Source organism: Microbulbifer sp. ABF4_143, from assembly GCF_056160225.1.
In genome coordinates, this window is sequence record NZ_JBSWWT010000010.1 from 42403 (window position 1) to 60746 (window position 18344).

Annotated in this window: 17 protein-coding genes; 8 read left to right on the forward strand and 9 right to left on the reverse strand. The window is 62.7% G+C overall.

What is annotated here, in order from left to right:
- Positions 1–25: 25 nt before the first annotated feature.
- The 3 genes from ACXAF3_RS09640 to ACXAF3_RS09650 are packed head-to-tail and all read right to left on the reverse strand — an operon-like array spanning position 26 to position 2410.
- Positions 26–493: a hypothetical protein gene (locus ACXAF3_RS09640; protein WP_475112084.1), complete on the reverse strand. Its 468-nt coding sequence runs from the start codon at positions 491–493 to the stop codon at positions 26–28.
- The gene (locus ACXAF3_RS09645) at positions 480–1154 is read right to left on the reverse strand and encodes a response regulator (RefSeq protein ID WP_475112085.1); all 675 of its coding nucleotides are present in this window, start codon (positions 1152–1154) and stop codon (positions 480–482) included. The genes ACXAF3_RS09640 and ACXAF3_RS09645 overlap by 14 nt, the downstream gene beginning before the upstream one ends.
- Positions 1154–2410, reverse strand: a complete 1257-nt coding sequence (locus ACXAF3_RS09650) for a sensor histidine kinase (RefSeq protein WP_475112086.1) — start codon at positions 2408–2410, stop codon at positions 1154–1156. Before ACXAF3_RS09650 ends, ACXAF3_RS09645 begins: the two co-directional genes overlap by 1 nt.
- Before the next feature lie 253 nt (positions 2411–2663).
- On the opposite strand from ACXAF3_RS09650, the gene ACXAF3_RS09655 reads away from it, so the two are divergent.
- The 3 genes from ACXAF3_RS09655 (at position 2664) to ACXAF3_RS09665 (ending at position 5092) form a co-directional block, all read left to right on the forward strand.
- The gene (locus ACXAF3_RS09655) at positions 2664–3491 is read left to right on the forward strand and encodes a DUF2306 domain-containing protein (protein ID WP_475112087.1); all 828 of its coding nucleotides are present in this window, start codon (positions 2664–2666) and stop codon (positions 3489–3491) included.
- Positions 3492–3576: 85 nt separating this feature from the next.
- On the forward strand, positions 3577–4500 hold the full coding sequence (locus ACXAF3_RS09660; RefSeq protein ID WP_475112088.1) for a M14 family metallopeptidase: 924 nt from the start codon (positions 3577–3579) through the stop codon (positions 4498–4500).
- A 70-nt stretch (positions 4501–4570) separates the two neighbouring features.
- Positions 4571–5092, forward strand: a complete 522-nt coding sequence (locus ACXAF3_RS09665) for a cytochrome b (RefSeq protein ID WP_475112089.1) — start codon at positions 4571–4573, stop codon at positions 5090–5092.
- 7 nt (positions 5093–5099) lie between these two features.
- On the opposite strand, the gene ACXAF3_RS09670 is transcribed toward ACXAF3_RS09665, so the two are convergent.
- Positions 5100–5708: an ABC-type transport auxiliary lipoprotein family protein gene (locus ACXAF3_RS09670; protein WP_475112090.1), complete on the reverse strand. Its 609-nt coding sequence runs from the start codon at positions 5706–5708 to the stop codon at positions 5100–5102.
- On the reverse strand, positions 5705–6658 hold the full coding sequence (locus ACXAF3_RS09675) for an MlaD family protein (RefSeq protein WP_475112091.1): 954 nt from the start codon (positions 6656–6658) through the stop codon (positions 5705–5707). Before ACXAF3_RS09675 ends, ACXAF3_RS09670 begins: the two co-directional genes overlap by 4 nt.
- Before the next feature lie 237 nt (positions 6659–6895).
- Between ACXAF3_RS09675 and purT the strand changes: the two genes are divergently transcribed.
- The gene (purT, locus tag ACXAF3_RS09680; RefSeq protein WP_475112092.1) at positions 6896–8092 is read left to right on the forward strand and encodes a formate-dependent phosphoribosylglycinamide formyltransferase; all 1197 of its coding nucleotides are present in this window, start codon (positions 6896–6898) and stop codon (positions 8090–8092) included.
- 45 nt (positions 8093–8137) lie between these two features.
- On the opposite strand, the gene ACXAF3_RS09685 is transcribed toward purT, so the two are convergent.
- From ACXAF3_RS09685 to ACXAF3_RS09700, 4 genes are all read right to left on the reverse strand, one after another.
- Positions 8138–8746, reverse strand: a complete 609-nt coding sequence (locus ACXAF3_RS09685) for a hypothetical protein (RefSeq protein ID WP_475112093.1) — start codon at positions 8744–8746, stop codon at positions 8138–8140.
- A 323-nt stretch (positions 8747–9069) separates the two neighbouring features.
- Positions 9070–9978 carry a hypothetical protein gene (locus ACXAF3_RS09690; protein WP_475112094.1) on the reverse strand — a complete coding sequence of 303 codons (909 nt, stop codon included), beginning with the start codon at positions 9976–9978 and terminating at the stop codon, positions 9070–9072.
- 23 nt (positions 9979–10001) lie between these two features.
- Positions 10002–10910 (reverse strand): hypothetical protein, encoded by a 909-nt coding sequence (locus tag ACXAF3_RS09695; protein WP_475112095.1) that lies wholly within the window; start codon positions 10908–10910, stop codon positions 10002–10004.
- 7 nt (positions 10911–10917) lie between these two features.
- Positions 10918–12084 (reverse strand): hypothetical protein, encoded by a 1167-nt coding sequence (locus tag ACXAF3_RS09700; RefSeq protein ID WP_475112096.1) that lies wholly within the window; start codon positions 12082–12084, stop codon positions 10918–10920.
- Between the two features lie 435 nt (positions 12085–12519).
- On the opposite strand from ACXAF3_RS09700, the gene ACXAF3_RS09705 reads away from it, so the two are divergent.
- The 4 genes from ACXAF3_RS09705 to ACXAF3_RS09720 all read left to right on the forward strand — a co-directional run bounded on the left by ACXAF3_RS09705 (position 12520) and on the right by ACXAF3_RS09720 (position 18286).
- Positions 12520–13206, forward strand: a complete 687-nt coding sequence (locus ACXAF3_RS09705) for an ABC transporter ATP-binding protein (RefSeq protein ID WP_475112097.1) — start codon at positions 12520–12522, stop codon at positions 13204–13206.
- Positions 13182–15536, forward strand: a complete 2355-nt coding sequence (locus tag ACXAF3_RS09710) for an ABC transporter permease (RefSeq protein ID WP_475112098.1) — start codon at positions 13182–13184, stop codon at positions 15534–15536. The genes ACXAF3_RS09705 and ACXAF3_RS09710 overlap by 25 nt, the downstream gene beginning before the upstream one ends.
- A 94-nt stretch (positions 15537–15630) precedes the next feature.
- Positions 15631–16683, forward strand: a complete 1053-nt coding sequence (locus ACXAF3_RS09715) for a lipocalin-like domain-containing protein (protein WP_475112099.1) — start codon at positions 15631–15633, stop codon at positions 16681–16683.
- A 154-nt stretch (positions 16684–16837) separates the two neighbouring features.
- Positions 16838–18286: a bifunctional 2-methylcitrate dehydratase/aconitate hydratase gene (locus ACXAF3_RS09720; protein ID WP_475112100.1), complete on the forward strand. Its 1449-nt coding sequence runs from the start codon at positions 16838–16840 to the stop codon at positions 18284–18286.
- The last annotated feature ends 58 nt before the right edge of the window (positions 18287–18344 follow it).

The following is an 18344-nucleotide window of genomic DNA, read 5'->3' on the forward strand; positions in this document are numbered from 1 at the left end:
TGGTGCAAAATCCGGGCTAGGGACTTTATTTCGATTCGGTATCAGTTGACTTTTCAGCTACCGGCGGCCATACCAAGCCTGCCCGTATACCCACCAGCAGGATGACATACGACATTTCCAGGGCCAGGAAGGTACCAATAGGGTGGCCCGGCACACCTCGTATCAGCAAGTAGACCAAATACACCATGGCAATCAGATTGCCCGCCAGGGCGCCGGTAAGCGCGTAGCCACGCGCTTGCCATAGCGGCTTGCTGAGCAGGATGTTCAACACGGCGGTGCCGGCGAGCATCGCGCCGGGCAGCATCAGCAGCAGGCGACGCGGCAGGGCAGTATCCTCGCTCACAATCTGCGCCCAGACAGCGGCAAAATGCCCGTAGGCGCCCAGGGTGAGCAGAGCGCCCAGGAGTACAGCAGTGACAGCGGCAAGGTTATACAGCGCATTGCGCTGCAAGCCTGATGTTGGGCTGGAAGGTCTTGCGCTAGAAACCGACATCGCGCTCCCCGACGGTGGCCAGGCCGCATTCGTAGGCGAAGACGACGGCCTGGGCTCTATCGCGCAACCCCAGCTTGGACAGCACACTGGAAACGTGGCTTTTGACGGTGGCCGCGCCAATAAACAGGGTCTCGGCGATCTCGGCATTGCTCTTGCCAGCGGCGATGGCCGCCAGAACCTCGCGCTCGCGAGTGGTCAAGCGCTCCAAACGCTCTGCCAGGTTGCGTCCTGCCCCCATCTTTTGCGCGAATTGGCTGATCAGGCGCCGGGTGATGCCGGGTGCGAGCATGGCACTGCCATCCGCAACGGTGCGCACCGCCTGCACCAGTGCCTCGGGCGGAATATCCTTGAGCACAAAACCACTGGCTCCAGCCTGCAGCGCACGAAACACGTATTCGTCGGGATCGAAAGTGGTCAGGATGATGACCCGGCAGGCTGCGTCGCCGGCTTCCAAAATGCGCGCGGTGGCTTCCAGCCCATCCATCTCCGGCATGCGGATGTCCATCAGGATGATGTCCGGCTGCTGCTCACGCGCTGCCTCGATGGCCTCGACGCCGGTGCCGGCCTCGGCCACCACTTCAATATCGGGCTCGTTATCCAGCACCAGGGCAAAACCGCGCCGCACCAGCGCCTGATCATCCACCACCATGACTCGTATCATCAGGTTCCCCCTTCCGTAGTGGGCAGTTGTGCAGTCACTTCAAAGCCACCGCCATCGATCACACCGGCGCGCAAGTGGCCGCCGAGCAGTTCCGCCCGTTCGCGCATGCCCGCGATACCATGTCCACTGCTGTGTTGTTCACTAATAGGCTGCTCACCGGTGCCATGCCCGTCATCGCGAACACGAATGGCAATATGGCCGGGTTCTGCGTTCACACTCACGCGCACACTGGCCGCGGCACCGACGTGTTTGATGACGTTGGTCAATGACTCCTGAACGATGCGGTAAGCGGCGAGGGCGACTCGGGCAGGCACACCCGCGAACTCGCCGTGGGTTTCATAGTCCACCCTGGCTACGACCTGCCGGACCTTCTCGATCAGGGCTGGCAGGTCATCCAGGCCCGGCTGCGGTGTGAGTGCTGCCTCGTCACTGGCCGGGCGCAGCACGCCGAGCAAATGCCGCATCTCCGACAGGGCGTGGCGACCGGCGGCCTCCACCGAAGCCATGGCTTCACTGGCCGCCTCGGGGTTATTGCGGCAGATGGTTCTGGCGGCGCCGGCCTGAACCGTCATGAGGCTAACCTGGTGCGCCACCACATCATGCATCTCGCGCGCGATTCGGGTGCGCTCGGCCGCCACGGCGCGCTCGGACTCGGCATTGCGCTCGCGTTCCAGATACTCGGCTCGCTCTTCCAGCAACCGCAGGTATTCGCCGCGAAAGCGCAGCCGGCGGCCAGTGTGCCACAGTGCCCACGCCAGTACGACCGCCACGGTGCCAGAGGCCGTGGGCTGAACCAGGACCCTCATATCAAGCGCCACGTAAACCAGCGTCGCAAAAACCGCGATCAGGCTGATTCGGGCATTGGGCTCGTAGCGGCCAAGGCTGTAGAGCGAAAAAGCCAGGGCAACGATGCCATTGGCCGGCAACCCAAGCTCCAGCAGCAGACTGGCTGCGAGAATTACGGCATGCACCTGCCACGGGTGGGTGCGGCGCCACAACAGGGCGAAGCAGCCGACGAAGGCGCACTGAAAGGCGGCGACATCCCACAGGCTCTGCAGGGCCAGTACATCGTGTACGGTTTGGCGCGACCACATCAGCAGCGTCAGCAGAAAGGCGAGCAGGGCGATAAGCAGGTCGGTCAGCTGTGGCCAGCGCTCGAATGGTCCGCGCAGTGGCTGCCAGACCGGAAGCTTGGGTAATTCTGTGCCGGCGTCGGGCGGATTCGATGCCTGTGTCTTGGGGGGCGGCGACTTCATTCCCGCATGCTAAACCAGGCGCGGCCAGCTGTCATGAGCCCTGCGGGGGAGCTGGTAGCAGTGCCATCTCCACCTTTTGGGGGAGACCGGATTCCTGCCTGTGGCGGATGTGCAGAGGCCTGCAAAAGCCGACCATGCTCGCCAGGCACATTCAGCCCAAGTCCGCGAGGACCACGCCGTGGAAACCAGGGTGAGCCAACACCCTGTGAGTCAGCCGCGTGAGTCCCGCTACACAGACGCCTGGAGAAACACTATGAACGACGCTGTACTGAGTCCAACACTGCTCCGCCCGTTCGATACGCGGCGGGCCGTTAACCTGACGGTAAAAACCTGGTTTTGCCTCGCGGCAACGGGGCACGCGATCTTCGTTGCCTACATTCTCGCCGTGTTCTACCCGCCCATCGCGCAGTCCGGACTCCACGGCCTGGAGGGCCTGCACCTGCCGGCCGGCTTTCGCGAGGGCGACACGCTGGGCAACCTGGCCGCGGCGGCGCACGTTCTGCTGGCCGCGATTGTGATCGGCGGCGGCCCCTTGCAGCTGATTCCTGCCGTGCGCCGACATGCGCCCGGCTTCCACCGCTGGTTGGGCCGCAGTTACCTGCTGGCTGCCGTCATCAGCAGTGTCGGCGGGCTGTACATGACCTGGACGCGCCACAGCATTGGCGACCTGGTGTCCCAGATCAGCATCTCCATCGACGGGGTATTGATTCTGGTGTTTGCGTTCCTGGCGCTGCGAACCGCCATGGCCGGCCGCTTTGCCGAGCACCGGCGCTGGGCCCTGCGCTTGTTCATGGCCGCCAGCGCGGTGTGGTTCTTTCGTGTGGTGTTGATGGGCTGGGCGATGCTCACCGGCGGATGGGGAGTCGACTGGGAATCCTTCACCGGGCCCTTCCTGTACGCCCTGGGTTTTGGTCAGTACCTGGTCCCGTTGGCCATGCTGCAATGGTATTTCCACTGTCAAAAGCGCGAAGCCGGGCAGGGCGCACAGCTCGCCTTTGTCAGTACCCTGGTGCCGCTGACCGTCTTTATGGCCATTGGCATCTTTGCCGCTACCATGGGTATGTGGTTGCCGCGGATGTGAGCCGCCTCTTTTTAAGGACGCCGCAATATTGCTGTCCGGGTGTAGAATGCTTGCCTGCCTCGATCATCACTGGAGAACAAGCGCTATGAACACGGCCCCCGCACCCTATCCAATCGGCACCCCCGGCACTCCCTGGGGCGAGGCGGAGCGCGCCGAGTGGTTGTCGCGACAGACCCGTCAGCGCAGCTACGCCGCGGAGGTGTTGAGCGCAATCGAGCGCCTGCGCCCGCGCTTCGACGTGGAGGAGTACGGCCGTCTGGACTATGGCCCCGACAGCTATCCGCTGTTGGCGATCCGCAGCCGCGACTGGCGTGACGATCTGCCGGTCGTGCTGGTGTCGGGCGGGGTGCACGGCTACGAAACCAGCGGTGTGCACGGCGCGCTGCGGTTCGTTGAGCAGCATGCCGCGGACTATGCCGGCCGGGTCAACCTGCTGGTCGCGCCCTGCGTCAGTCCCTGGGGCTATGAGCATATCCAGCGCTGGAACGCCCATGCGATTGACCCGAACCGCTCCTTCCGCGAGGGCAGCCCCGCCCAAGAGTCAGCGGCGCTGATGCGGCTGGTGGCGCCGGTGCGCGATCGTGTGCTGATGCATATCGATCTGCACGAGACCACCGACAGCGATGAAACCGAATTCCGCCCCGCACTGGCCGCCCGCGACGGCAAGCCGTTCGTGCCGGGCGGGATTCCCGACGGCTTCTATCTGGTGGACGACAGCGAGAATCCGCAGCCCGAATTCCAGCAGGCGGTGATCGCCGCGGTGGAGCGGGTCACCCATATCGCCCCGGCCGATGACAACGGTGAGATTATCGGCTCAACCGTGGTCGCGCGGGGCGTTATCCAGTACCCGCTCAAGCGGCTCGGCCTGTGCGCGAGCATCACCAGCGCCCGCTACAAGACTACCACCGAGGTCTACCCCGACAGCCCCCGCGCGACGCCCGAGCAGTGCAATAGCGCGCAGGCCGTCGCGGTTTGTGCGGCGATCGACTACGCGCTGGCGCACCGCTAGGTGGGGCAGTAGCTGCCGGCCAGCGCGAACTATGACAAGGCTAACAAACACGGGGCAGCGCTACGGCGCCGTGGCCATCGCGCTGCACTGGCTGATGGCGGTATTGCTTATTGCGCTTACCGTGCAGGGGCTCTATATGAGTGGTCTGCCAGATGTCGGATTCAACAAGCAAAAAATCCTGCTTATCTTGAATCATAAGGAATTCGGCATGCTGGCGTTGGGGCTGGCCGCGGTGCGGTTGGCCTGGCGCGTCGGCAACGCACTACCGGTTCTGGTCGAAAACCTGCCGGACTGGCAAAAAGTGGTCGCGCGCTTTGTCCACCTCTGGTTTTACGCTCTGATGTTCGCCCTGCCGATCAGCGGTTGGCTGATGTCTTCCGCCGCGGACATTCCGGTGTATTTCTTCGGTATCAGGCTGCCGGATTTAATTGCGCAGAATGACTATCTGTTCCAGGCATTTATCGATATCCACAAGTGGCTCGGCTATGCATTGATCGGCTTTATTGTCGTGCATGCCGGCGCGGCGCTGAGGCACCATTTCTTTTTCCGGGATAACACTCTGAAAAAGATACTGCCCGGTACAGGTTCCTAGCCCCCGCTCACCGCACACTCACCAGCACAAATCCGGCAATCTGCTGCAGGGTTTTCGCCGTGGCATCGTTGGCCGCCACAACGCCGGCATAGGGCGTCTCCTGTAATATGGGGTCGCGCAGCGATATGGCTTGGCTTGCGATGATCCGGTTCGATGCCCCATCGACGAGCTGCACCCGCAGGGAAAGATGTAATGTTGCCGGATCGGAGTTGAAATCCTGCGTGAGTTCGAGAATCTCCGTGCGCAGCGCATAACTGTACGGGCCGAAGTAGGGGGGCGTGATCACTGTGTCGAAGTAGTGGGTGTTCTCCATCGTCCGCGCCAGCAACGGCAGCAGCATTTGTGCTGGTGTTGCGCCCCATTCGTGCTGACTGAAATAGTCGATCTGATACGGCCGTGTTCTGTAGGCCATCCGGACTGTGTCGTAAACCGGGTTTGTTGCCGGCGGCAGTACCAGCAGCGTCACCGGATGCGTTTGCCGTTGCGGGAGTTCGAGCGGCAGCTGGTCTATCACCTGCACCCGGATTTCGTCTTCCAGCGGGGAAAACAGCGTGCAGCCGGAAACCAGTGTTGCGATGAGTGCAACGAGTAGAGTGGCGCAGCCGTTTACGCTCATTCGGTTTCGCCCGGACCCAGGGGCAGAGGGGCACTGCCGCGCACAAGGATGGATGGATCGCGATTGATCTTGTCCGTCAGGCGGTTCATCGAATTCGTCAGCCTGTTCAGCGTGGTCATAGTTCTATAGGCTTCGGGCAGTACCTGGAGCTGCAGCGCGTTGATGGTGTCGCTGCTCGAATCCAGCAGCGGTCCGAGTCGGCCGCTCGCCCGCTCGGTGTTGGTGATAATCGAATTGAGCCTCTGCTGGTTCCCGGCGAGCATGCGGCTGACCTGCTGCAGTGCGTCGATGGTGTCGCTGCTCGAATCCAGCAGCGGCCCGAGCCGGCCACTGGCCCGCTCGGTGTTGGCGATGATCGAGCTGAGCTTCTCCTGGTTCTCGGCGAGCATGCGGCTGACCTGCTGCAGATTGTCTACGGCCTGCCTGAACGACGCGATGGTCTTATCGTCCAACAGGGTGTGCAGCAATTCCGTCAGCAATTGCACGTTCTGATTCACCTGGCTGATCGCGGTGTCCAGGTTCACCGAGCGGGATGGCGTGCTGGGTATCTGCGCATAGCGGGCGCCGGGAGCGGCCGTGAGTGGACCCTGGTCCGTACCGGTGTTTTCCAGCAGGATATAGACATAGCCGGTGAAACCCCGGGTGGCGAGTCCGCGGGCGGTGATGGTGGCGACAGTTGCCTTACTGACGGGTGCGTCTTTCTCGACGTCCAGCAGAATACGGACGGAGCGGGGACCGGCGAGTTCGACCAGGGTGACCTTGCCCACATCCACGCCGTGGAACTCGACCGGGGCACCGGCAATCAAGCCGGACACGGAATCCTCGGTGACAATCTGGTAGCTATCGAAACGGCCGGAGGCTTGGTAATACCAGATAGCGCCCGCCACCAGAACCAGAAGCAGCGTGAGCGCAAACGCCAGTCTTGCCCGGTTTGCTGTGCTGATATTCATCGAGCGCTCCTGTTGATCGGGCGTTCCTCGGTCGGTGAGACTGGCCCGCACTGTGGCCAGTCCAAGTCTAGATCAAATCGCAGCCGGATAAATGCCTATGCCGATAGCAGCGCGGGCTGTGGCTCCAGCTGCTGCGTGACGTGATAAATGGCGGCGGTGAAATTGTGGCCGCTTTGATAGGATAATAGGGCGCCGGTGATATCCCCGGCGCTACATACATAAAAAGGCAGGAATTCTATGGCTACCCTGGGCACCCCGTTCTCTCCTAGCGCCACCCGCGTCCTGCTCTGCGGGGCCGGCGAATTGGGCAAGGAGGTTGTGATCGAGCTGCAGCGCCTCGGCTGCGAAGTCATTGCGGTGGACCGCTACGCCAACGCTCCGGCGATGCAGCTGGCCGACCGCAGCCATGTGATCAGTATGCTCGACGGCGGTGCCCTGCGCCGGGTGATTGAACAGGAGCAGCCGCACCTGGTGGTGCCGGAGATCGAGGCGATCGCCACCGACACCCTGGCCGAACTGGAAGAGGAGGGGGTCAATATTGTCCCCACCGCGCGGGCGACCCAGCTGACCATGAACCGCGAGGGCATCCGCCGTCTGGCGGCGGAAACCCTGGGGCTGCCCACCTCCACCTACCGCTTTGCCGCCAGCGAGGCGGAATTCAAGGCGGCTATTGACGAGATCGGCATTCCCTGCCTGGTCAAACCGATTATGAGTTCCTCGGGCAAGGGCCAGAGCCTGGTGCGAGATACCTCACAGATCGAAGAGGCCTGGGCCTACGCCCAGGAGGGCGGCCGCGCCGGCAAAGGCAAGGTGATTGTCGAGGGCTTTGTCGACTTCGATTACGAAATCACCCTGCTCACGATTCGTCACAACGACGGCAGCGGCAACACTGTCACCAGTTTCTGTGCGCCTATCGGTCACCGCCAAGCCGATGGCGATTACCAGGAGTCGTGGCAGCCGCAGGCCATGTCGGCAGCGGCGCTGAGCCGCGCCCAGGAGATTGCCAGGGCGGTGACCGACAACCTCGGCGGCCACGGCCTGTTTGGTGTGGAGCTGTTTGTCAAAGGCGACGAAGTGATCTTCAGTGAAGTCTCACCGCGGCCGCACGATACCGGCTTGGTGACCCTGATCTCCCAGGACCTCTCCGAGTTCGCCCTGCACGCCCGCGCCATCCTCGGCCTGCCCATTCCCAATATCCAGCTGCACCGCGCCTCGGCCTCATCGGTACTATTGGTGGAGGGCAATTCCACCCAGATGCAGTTCGGCAACCTGACCGCCGCACTCTCCCGCCCGGATACCCAGCTGCGCCTGTTCGGCAAACCGGAGGTCGCCGGCAAGCGCCGCTTGGGCGTGGCCCTGGCGCGGGCGGACGATATTGAAACTGCGCGCGATATTGCCAATGCGGTGATTGCGGATATTAAGGTGGAGCTGTAGCGGTGAGCTAATCCTACGGTATGGGTAGGTCTCGGCGCTTGCATTTTAAAAACCCAGGGCTTTTTGAGCTGCCTGCTCGGGCTCATAAACTCTACCCGGCGTGGTAGTCTCGGTGGGCCAGTTGAGCGGAGCGAAAGTCTCCGTCAGGCGCATGTCGGGACACTCGGCCTTGATTTTGTCGTAGCTGGCCTGCGCCTCTGGGCCGAGTTCCAAGCCTATGCTATTGAAGATCGCCTGCTGCAGATCCCGTACCGGGCTGACATCAAAGGTGGGCTTGCCCTTGTTATCGCGGGCGTAGAGCTCGCGCTTGAACACGACTTCGACAAAGTATCGATCGCTGATAGGAAAGTAAAACAGGCGGTCGGGATTGATTTTCCGGGTCTTACCATCTGACCCTGTATTGCAAATCATGAAGCTCGCGCTGAACACCGGCAGGTGATAGTGGGGCTTCCAGTCGAAGGGACCCGCGTGCCGGGGACGGGGATCGGTTCTTGTGGAGCCCCAGCGTTGGTGCCCGTAAAGATCGTTCAGGTACTGAGTGAGCACCGATTCAAACGCGCGGGGGTGAAAGAGGGAAGTGTTGGGAAACTCGGCCCCCTTCCGCCGTCCCACAACACTCATTCCAAAGCCCAGTTCCGCCTTGCAGCCGCTCATCCAAGGCCCCCAGAAAGCGTAGTAGCGGTACAAGACACTCCAATAGCCCCAATGGTCATTGGCCATGGCCATTTTAGAATACGAGCCCATAGACCGACCTATGGGATCCTTACCAAATGGGAGATCGTACTGCTTGACGGAGGAGTCTGCAGGGCAGTGGCGTGGAACCTTGAGGCGCAACCTGCTACCGGCAAGGGGCAGAGTTTTCCAAGAGGCCGATTTGAAACTCGGCCCTCTGGGGATACAGTAAGTATCGCGCTGGAACCATTCCAGGCGTGGGTACTTGATCGGATTCCACATGGGATGATCTCAGTGCTCGAGCCTCAAAAACCCAGGGCCTTGTGGGATGCCTGTTCGGGTTCATAGACTTCACCCGGCGTTGTGGCCTCAGTGGGCCAGTTGAGCGGAGCGAAAGTCTCCGTCAGGCGCATATCGGGACACTCGGCCTTGATTCTGTCATAGCTGGCCTGTGCCTCGGGGCCGAGTTCCAGGCTTATGCTGTTGAAGACCGCCTGCTGCAGCTCCCGCACCGGGCTGGCGTCATAGGTCGGCTTGCCCTTGCTATCGAGAGCGAATAAGTCGCGCTTGAACAGGACTTCGACAAAATACCGGTCGCTAATAGGAAAGTAAAACAAGCGCTCAGGATTGATCTTCCGAGTCTTGCCGTCCATGCCCGTATCGTAGATTTTGCAGCTAGCGCCGAATACAGGCAGGTGGTAGTGGGGCTTCCAGTCGAAGGGGCCCGCGTGCCGGGGGCGGGGGTCGTTTTTTGTAGCCCCCCAGCGGTGGTGCCCGTAAAGGTCGTTCAGGTACTGGGTCAGCACCGATTCAAAGGCTCGGGGGTGAAAGAGGGAGGTGTTGGAAAACTCGAACTCCTCCTGCCGCCCTATCAGGCTAACCGCAAACTCCAGCTCCGCTTTACAGCCGCTCATCCAGGGGCCCCAGAAGGCGTAGCAGCGATACAGGACGCTCCAGCAACCCCAGTGATCGTTGGCCATCTCGACTTCTGAGAAGGAGCCCATGGAACGGCCCGTGGGATCTTTACCGAACGGGAGATCGTATTGCTTGACAGTGGAATGTGTAGGGCAGTGACGCGGCACCTTCAGGCGCAATCTGCTGCCCGCAAGGGGCAGGGTTTTCCAGGGGGCCCATTTGAAGCTGGGTCCCCTGGGGATGCAGTAGTTGTTGCGCTTGAACCATTCTACGTGCGGGTATTTGATTGGATTCCACATGGCGTGGCTTCAGCACTTGTGTGTCAAAAACCCAGGGCCTTGTGGGATGCCTGCTCGGGTTCATAGACCTCGCCTGGCGTTGTGGCTTTTGTGGGCCAGTTGAGCGGAGCGAAAGTCTCGGTCAGGCGCATATCGGGACACTCGGCCTTGATTCTGTCATAGCTGGCCTGTGCCTCGGGGCCGAGTTCCAGGCTTATGCTATCGAAGATCGCATGCTGCAGATCCCGCACCGGGCTGGCGTCATAGGTCGGCTTGCCCTTGTTATCGCGGTCATAAAGTTTGCGCTTGAACAGGACTTCGACAAAGTGCCGGTCGCTAATGGGGAAGAAAAACAAGCGCTCGGGGTTATCCTCCAGGGTCTTGCCGTCCATCCCTGTACTGTCGATCTTGCAGCTGGCGCCGAATACGGGCAGGTGGTAGCGAGGCTTCCAGTCGAAGGGGCCCGCGTGCCGGGGGCGAGGGTCGGTTTTTGTGGAGCCCCAACGGTGGTGTCCGTAAAGGTCGTTCAGGTACTGGGTAAGCACCGATTCAAAGGCGCGGGGGTGAAAGAACGAAGTATTGGGAAATTCGAACTCCTCCTGCCGTCCTATCACGCAAACTGCAAACTCCAGCTCCGCCTTGCAGCCGCTCATCCAGGGCCCCCAGAAGGCGTAGCAGCGATACAGGACGCTCCAGTAACCCCAGTGATCGTTGGCCATCTCAACTTCTGAGAAGGAGCCCATGGAGCGGCCCGTGGGATCTTTACCGAACGGGAGATCGTATTGCTTGACAGTGGAATGTGTGGGGCAGTGACGCGGCACCTTCAGGCGCAATCTGCTGCCCGCAAGGGGCAGGGTTTTCCAGGGGGCCCATTTGAAGCTGGGTCCCTTGGGAATGCAGTGGAGATCGCGCTTAAACCATTCTACGTGCGGGTATTTGATTGGATTCCACATGGAGACCTCAGCGCTTTAGTTGTTTTTCACGGGTACTTGCCACTAGGCTTTTCCCCAGACTATGGGTGACTCCGATGGTGCCGACTGCCCCGGCAATAGCGCTCATGGCAACGAAAATTGGTGCGGATGCGACAGTTGCATTTGCCAGGGTGGCAGTGAAGGCAGCCGCCCCCATCGGGGCGACCACTTTGCCTGCACCGGCAACCCAAGCTTCGACATGGCGCTCTCTGTCGTAGGCATCATTCTTGTTCGCGAAGCGTGCGCCGGCTGCCAGCCATTGACTGAAGGCGCCCCGCGGGCTTAGGCCTGTATCGGCGAAGGCCTCGTTGAGTGTCATTTCCAATTGGTGGGCCAGGTTTACCGCTTGGCGGGGCGAGCTTGCGGGCTTAGCCAAGTAAGCGGTATGGCCCTTGAGGGTAACACCCTGGTCCACCAAAATCTGCATGGCCTGAGTCAGTACCACCGAGCCGCCGTGATCAGCCACCCAGATGACATTTTTGATATTCCTCGCTTTCGCCATGGTGTAGGCTAGGTGCAGTGCCGAACCGCGGCAATGATTATTAGCGAGGGCGTCATAGCGGACCAAGTTGCCCAGCCGCTTTTTTCCGGGAGTGAAGTGCAGATCACAGCCGTCATTGCGAACACTGGCACCCGGCACGTCGGGAGCCCTAATCGCGCGCGGGATCACTGCTGCGGCGGCTTGGTCGGCTTCCGAATAGCCCGCATCTGATACCGCAACCATACGACCATCCCTGGAATCAACCCGGCCATCCTCAACATATCTAGCGATCCACCGTTTATCGCGCTTGAGCGGCGTAGCTCGGTAGAGCCCCATCCGGGTATTCTTCTGACTTGTCGCCTCAAAATAATGCTCATCCAGCACCATATCCGTGATGCAATACTGATCATTGGCCCAGCGATTGATCGTGGCTTTGATACCCGGAAGGAAAACAACGTAATAATCCCGTTTCCCGGGACGGACGTACACGTTTTTCTTATCCAGCATGCCACTGGTCAAAGCATTGAGCTCTCTGATCGCGATACGCGGCCAGTAATTGCCCCGATCGGCGGCGTCCTTCAGCCGCTGATAGGTGGGCATCAGGGCGGTAGTGCAGCGAATGCGTTTTCCGGCGGAATGTCCGGCGACAATGGGGAGATCGTGATTGAATTGCATGGCGAGTCCCAACTTTCCTTGTGGAGCGCTCCTTGCGGGCGCGTTACATCTGCCGCGCATGGTAAAACGTGTCACCTGTTCCGGCAAGCGCCGCTCCTCAATGCGTTCTTCGAAAAATATCGGGAAAGAGAGGATAAAAAATCGGATAGGCACGAATTAAAGGGGTAGACGTACTGCCATAGACAGGTCTGGAATTTGACATCGCATTGGTAAATTCTCCGTGATTCTGGATTAAGTTTTTCGCGGCAGGGTAGAGGCTGTATTTTTACACAGCTGTACGGGTAGACAGTGGCTGGAGCTGATGGGCAAAGAGTGCACCGGGTGTGGCGGAAGATCCTGCCTATATGATGGGGGTCTTTGATTCTGCGTCCTTGACGCTGCAGCGCCTCCCAATGCGATAAACTTGCCAAAGTCCATCAGGCAGCCCACCAAACCATGAATGATGCCCTGGTCCAGGCCCAGGATCTCACCAGATCCTTCCGCACCGGCCGCGAACAGATCAGCGTACTGCGCGGCTTGTCCCTCGAGCTGCGCCGCGGCGAGGCGGTGGCGGTGATCGGACCATCGGGCTCGGGCAAGAGTACGCTGCTGAATCTGCTCAACGGCCTGCTGGCGCCCGACAGCGGCCAGCTGCGGGTATTCGGCCGCGACCGGTCCCAACTGAATGACGACGACTGGGCCGAACTGCGCCGCACCCGTATCGCCACACTCTTTCAGGACGGCAACCTGATTCCCACGCTCACTGTTGCTCGCAATATCGCCTTTCGCGCCGGGCTGGCCGGACTGCAGCAGCATGACGGCGAGGCGCTGCTGGAGCGGCTGGGTATTGCCGATACGGCACACCGCTATCCCGATCAACTCTCCGGCGGCCAGCGGCAGCGGGCGGCACTGGCCTGTGCCTTTGTGATGCAGCCGCAACTGATGCTCGCCGACGAGCCCACCGGCAGCCTCGACTATGCAACGGCCAGACGCGTGGCGCCGCTGTTCTTCGACGCCATCCGCGAACGGGCGCTGGGCGCGCTGATCGTCACCCACAACCCGGCGCTGGCCCGGCGCTGCGACCGGGTTCTCGAATTGCGGGAAGGAGCCCTGCGCCCATGGGACTCGGCACTGTCTTCCTGAGCCATTACCGCCGCCACCCGGGCCAGCTGGCCGGGTTGCTGCTGATCCTGGTGTGTGCGGCCATGCTGTGGAGCGGGGTCCGCTCACTGACCGGCTCGGCGGAGAATGCGGTCGCAAGATCCAGGGCGGCGCTGGAGCCGCTGCTGAGTGTGGTGCGCGCCGATGGACGCCCGGTGGATGTGAAAGACTTCGCACTGCTGCGCAGGGCGGGGCTCTGCGCGTCGCCGCGCCTGGAAGTGCGCTTCGCCGCCAGCGGCGCACCGGCAGTGATTGGTATCGACCCATTGAGTGCCGCTTGTCTGCGGCAGTACAGGGACGGTGCCCCAGCGGCCGATACACTGCTCGCCGCGCTCGATCGCCCACTCCTGCTCGGCAGTGCCGCGGATCTGGCGCGCTGGCAGCGGTTGTCGCTGCCGGGCAGCGGCGAATACCAGCTGCAGGAGGCCGAGGGCCTGCCCGGCGGGCAGCTGTTCGCCGACATCTCGGTGGCTGCCGAGCTGGCGAGCGCCGGGCGCAGCAGGCTGGAGATTCTGCTGCCGGCGGCGGAGGTGGAAAGGGTGCCGCTGCCCGAGGGCTACCGCGGCCAGGTGGAAGACTATGGTGTGGAAGCGGACCCGCTGGTGGACGCCTTCCTGCTCAGCCTCGATGCGCTGGGGGCCCTGGCGCTGCTGGTGGCGGCGCTGCTGGTGCGCAGCGTCTACCGCTTTGCGCTGGAGCAGCGGCGCCGCAGCCTGGAGATACTGGTGCGGCTCGGCGTCCGACCGGCGCAATTGCGTATGGCGCTGATCGCGGAGGTGCTGCTGGTCGCGCTGGTTGGCGGCACCCTGGGGCTGTGGCTGGGCGAACGGCTGGCGTCGGCGATGGCCGACGGATTTCAGAGCACTCTGCAGGGCCTGTTCAGCGTCGATTCCCTGGCCGGGAGCGCAGCCAACGCGGAAACCTGGCTCGGTATGGTGCTGATTTTGGCGTTGGTGGTCGGCTGGGCCTGCGCCGACTTGCTGCTGTTGCGGCGCGCGCAGCGGGGCGGGGAGCAGCTGCTCCGCTGGCGCTGGCTGGCGGCGCTGCTGGTCGTCACTGTATCACTGGCGGCGTTGTTATCGGCGGGCCGGCTGTGGCTGATCTTCCTCGCCACCCTGGGTTGCCTGATCGGCGTCGGCCTGCTGTTGCCCGAATTGTTGAACCGGCTGCTGGCGCGAATAGAGCGCCGCTGCCGGCAGCCGCTGCTGGAATGGTCCTGCGCCGAGATGCGCGCGCTGTGCCGGCTGTTGAGCCTGCCGCTGACCGCGCTGGCATTTGCCATAGCGACGGCCATCGGCGTGCAGGCGATGGTCACCGGTTTCGAGTCCACCTTCGCCCGCTGGCTCGACCAGCGCCTGCAGGGCGATCTCTATCTCGATCCCGGCCGGCCGCTGGCAGCGGCCGAGTGGCGCGAGTGGAAAGCGCGGTTGCAGCAGCTGCCCGGGGTGACGGCCGTATTGCCGATGGTGCGCGGCCGCGGCCTGCTGGGCCAGCTGCCGGTGGATCTGCTGGCGGTCGATCCGGCCTCGCCGCTGCTGCAGGGCTGGCCCTTCCTGGCCGCCGCGCCGGCTCCCTGGGTTGAACTGGCAAACGGCGGTGTGCTGGTCAACGAGCAGCTGGCCCGCCGGCAGTCCCTGGCGCCTGGGGACAGGGTGCAGATTCGCCTCGGAACGGAACAGCAGTCGCGCAAAGTGATCGGCATCTACGCCGATTACGGCAGGCCCGAGGGTGAGCTGCTGCTGCCGCTCGCGGCGCTGCCGGATGCGCTGCCCGATCGCTATTCCACTTTCGTATTGGGCGCGAATCATCTCGACAAGATCCGCTGGCGGGACTGGCCCGAGGAATACCCGTGGCTGGCCGGCAGCCGCCTGCGCGACCAGGCGGGGCTGAAGCGGGCGGCCGGCGCCGCCTTTGACCGCACTTTCCAGATGACCCGGATACTGAACGCCCTGACACTGGCGCTGGCGGGCACGGCGCTGGCGCTGATGGGGCTGGTGATTTTCCGCCTGCGGCAGGGGAGCTATACCCTGCTGTATGTCTATGGCGTGCGGCGAAAAAGCCTGCGCCGGCGCTTGATCGCACACAGTATGCTGGTGACCGGCCTGCTCGCGCTGTTGGCGACGCCGCTGGGTATTTTCCTCGGCTGGGTGCTGGTGGCGCGGGTCAATCCCGCTGCCTTCGGCTGGGCCCTGCCGCTGCATCTCTACCCCGGGTTCTGGCTGCAGGTCTGGTTGGCGTGCCTGTTGATCGGGGCTTTCGTCGGTGTGCTGGTGGGCAACCCGGTGCGGCTGGAGACGCTGAAGAATGAATAGGTCTGGCGGAAAAGGCACGCAAGGCAGCCGCATTGATGGGCACGTCGCTGCGCGCCTTTGCCCATCCTACGAATATAAATTCATACCCTGCTGGGTGCTGCTAATTGTCGTCTCGCTGCTGCCAGCTTGCGCAAAAGACACCGAGCGCGAAACGGCGCTCGGCGCCCTGAGCGACCCGCCGCAGGGGTTCCGCCAGGCCGCGCCGGGGATGACCGTCAGCCTGCCGCAGGATATGGGGCCACACCCGCAATACCGCCTTGAGTGGTGGTATTTGACCGCCAACCTGCGCGGCGCCGATGGCAAGCAATTCGGCGTGCAGTGGACTCTGTTCCGCAACGGCCTGCGCCCCGGGCCCTACAGGGAAAAGAAACCCGGTTGGCAGCGCAGTGAAGTCTGGCTGGCCCACGCGGCCCTGAGCCGCCCCGGCGATCACCGCTTTGCCGCCCGCAGTGCCCGCGGCGGCACCGGCCAGGCCGGCGCGACGGCGCGGCCTTTCAGGGCCTGGATCGATCACTGGCAGCTCGAAAGCGGCAATGCCGGTGTCTGGAAGCTGGATGTGGACGCCGGGGACTTCGGCTACCGGCTGCAATTACGGCCGGGCCCGGTCCCGGTGCTGAATGGCGAGCGGGGCTTCAGCGCCAAATCCGCCACCGGTGGCGGCTCCATGTATTTCAGCTATCCGCTGCTCGCGATCGAAGGTGAGCTGGTGATCGACGGCGCGCCTGTCGAAGTGCGCGGGCAGGGCTGGTTCGACCGGGAGTGGAGCAGCCAGTACCTGAGACCGGACCAGCAGGGCTGGGACTGGATGGCACTGCACCTGGAAGACGGCCGCCACCTGATGCTGTTCCGGGTGCGCGGCGCGGAAGACTTTTACTCCGGCACACTGGTCGCCGCCGACGGCAGCGCGCGAACCCTGGAGGCCGGTGACTTCAGCCTGAGCCCCATCGAGTATCGCGACAGCCGCTTCGGCGAGGTGCCGGTGGTGTGGCAGGTGAAAGTGCCCGCGGCCGAATTGGATCTCGAAGTCCGCTCCTGGCCGGGGGATTACTGGAACCCGGGCGCGCTGCGCTACTGGGAAGGACCTGTCACCGTCGGCGGCAGTCACGCCGGCGAGGGGTATCTGGAAATGACGGGCTATGGAAACTGACTCGGGGCCGTTTGCAGCTCCTGTCTTTATCTATTCTCTCTACAGAGCTTGCTGATGCTGTAGGAGCGGCCCATGGCCGCGATCGGGCTGTGCCAAGCGGAAAGATCCATCGCGGCCATGGGCCGCTCCTACAAGTCCGTGCCGGAGAGCGAATATGAGCGCCAATGTCGACCTGAATATCCGCCCGGACTACGACCAGGTGATCCAGGATATCGCCGACTATGTCCTCGACTACCGGATAGAGTCCGACGAGGCCTGGGACACGGCGCGCTACTGCCTGATGGACACCCTGGGCTGCGGTCTGCTGGCGCTGCGTTTCCCCGAGTGCAGCAAACACCTGGGGCCGGTTGTCGAGGGCACTCTGGTGCCCTGCGGCGCGCGGGTACCGGGCACCCAGTTTCGGCTGGACCCGGTCAAGGCGGCCTGGGATATCGGCTGCCTGGTGCGCTGGCTGGATTTCAACGACACCTGGCTGGCGGCCGAGTGGGGGCACCCGTCCGACAATCTCGGCGCGATTCTCGCGGTGGCGGATTACCTGTCGCAGAAAAATGTTGCCAGCGGAAAGCGGCCGCTGCGGATGCGCGATCTGCTGGACGCGATGATCCGCGCCCACGAAATCCAGGGTGTGCTGGCGTTGGAGAACAGCTTCAACCGCGTCGGTCTCGACCATGTGCTGCTGGTGCGCGTGGCCTCCACCGCGGTGGCCACCAGGCTGAAGGGCGGCAACCGCGAGCAGGTGATGGCGGCGCTGTCCCAGGCCTGGGTGGACGGCAGCGCGCTGCGCACCTACCGCCACGCGCCCAACGCCGGCTCGCGCAAATCCTGGGCCGCCGGGGACGCCACGGCGCGCGCGGTGCGCCTGGCGGATATCGCACTGCGCGGCGAGATGGGGATTCCCGGTGCGCTGACGGCGAAGCAGTGGGGTTTCTACGATGTGTGTTTCGGCGGAAACAGTTTCCGTTTTCAGCGCCCCTACGGCAGCTATGTGATGGAAAACATCCTGTTCAAGATCTCCTTCCCGGCCGAATTTCACAGCCAGACCGCCTGCGAGGCGGCGGTGATACTCCACCCGCAGGTCAAAGACCGTATCGATGACATCGACCGGGTGGTGATCACCACCCACGAGTCCGCGATCCGCATCATCTCCAAGGAGGGGCCACTGGCCAATGCCGCCGACCGGGATCACTGTTTGCAGTATATGACCGCGGTGCCGCTGCTGTTTGGCGACCTGGTGGCGGAGCACTATGAGGACGACTTTCACCGGGCACACCCGGGAATAGACCGGCTGCGGAAAAAGATCGAGGTGGTCGAGGACAAGCGCTACTCGAAAGAATATCTGCACCCGGATAAGCGCTCCATTGCCAATGCGGTGCAGGTGTTTTTCGCGGACGGAACGGCGACGGACAAGGTCGAGGTGGAGTACCCGATCGGGCACCGCCGCCGCAGGAAGGAGGGGATTCCGCTGCTGGAGCAGAAATTCCGAACCAATCTGGCCACGCGTTTCCCGCCCGGGCGCTGTGAGGAGATCTTTGCGCTGTGCAGGGATCAGCAGCAGTTGGAGCAGACCCCGGTGCACGAGTTTATGGATCTGTTTGTGATCTGATACCGGCAGGCGAACTTTGTGTTCGTCCAAACAAAAAGAGGCGGCCACTGGCCGCCTC

Coding starts and splice junctions, on each gene's coding strand:
- ACXAF3_RS09640 (WP_475112084.1), bottom strand. CDS start 493: ATGTCGGTTTCTAGCGCAAGACCTTCCAGCCCAACATCAGGCTTGCAG.
- ACXAF3_RS09645 (WP_475112085.1), bottom strand. CDS start 1,154: ATGATACGAGTCATGGTGGTGGATGATCAGGCGCTGGTGCGGCGCGGT.
- ACXAF3_RS09650 (WP_475112086.1), bottom strand. CDS start 2,410: ATGAAGTCGCCGCCCCCCAAGACACAGGCATCGAATCCGCCCGACGCC.
- ACXAF3_RS09655 (WP_475112087.1), top strand. CDS start 2,664: ATGAACGACGCTGTACTGAGTCCAACACTGCTCCGCCCGTTCGATACG.
- ACXAF3_RS09660 (WP_475112088.1), top strand. CDS start 3,577: ATGAACACGGCCCCCGCACCCTATCCAATCGGCACCCCCGGCACTCCC.
- ACXAF3_RS09670 (WP_475112090.1), bottom strand. CDS start 5,708: ATGAGCGTAAACGGCTGCGCCACTCTACTCGTTGCACTCATCGCAACA.
- ACXAF3_RS09675 (WP_475112091.1), bottom strand. CDS start 6,658: ATGAATATCAGCACAGCAAACCGGGCAAGACTGGCGTTTGCGCTCACG.
- purT (WP_475112092.1), top strand. CDS start 6,896: ATGGCTACCCTGGGCACCCCGTTCTCTCCTAGCGCCACCCGCGTCCTG.
- ACXAF3_RS09685 (WP_475112093.1), bottom strand. CDS start 8,746: ATGAGCGGCTGCAAGGCGGAACTGGGCTTTGGAATGAGTGTTGTGGGA.
- ACXAF3_RS09690 (WP_475112094.1), bottom strand. CDS start 9,978: ATGTGGAATCCAATCAAATACCCGCACGTAGAATGGTTCAAGCGCAAC.
- ACXAF3_RS09695 (WP_475112095.1), bottom strand. CDS start 10,910: ATGTGGAATCCAATCAAATACCCGCACGTAGAATGGTTTAAGCGCGAT.
- ACXAF3_RS09700 (WP_475112096.1), bottom strand. CDS start 12,084: ATGCAATTCAATCACGATCTCCCCATTGTCGCCGGACATTCCGCCGGA.
- ACXAF3_RS09705 (WP_475112097.1), top strand. CDS start 12,520: ATGAATGATGCCCTGGTCCAGGCCCAGGATCTCACCAGATCCTTCCGC.
- ACXAF3_RS09710 (WP_475112098.1), top strand. CDS start 13,182: ATGGGACTCGGCACTGTCTTCCTGAGCCATTACCGCCGCCACCCGGGC.
- ACXAF3_RS09720 (WP_475112100.1), top strand. CDS start 16,838: ATGAGCGCCAATGTCGACCTGAATATCCGCCCGGACTACGACCAGGTG.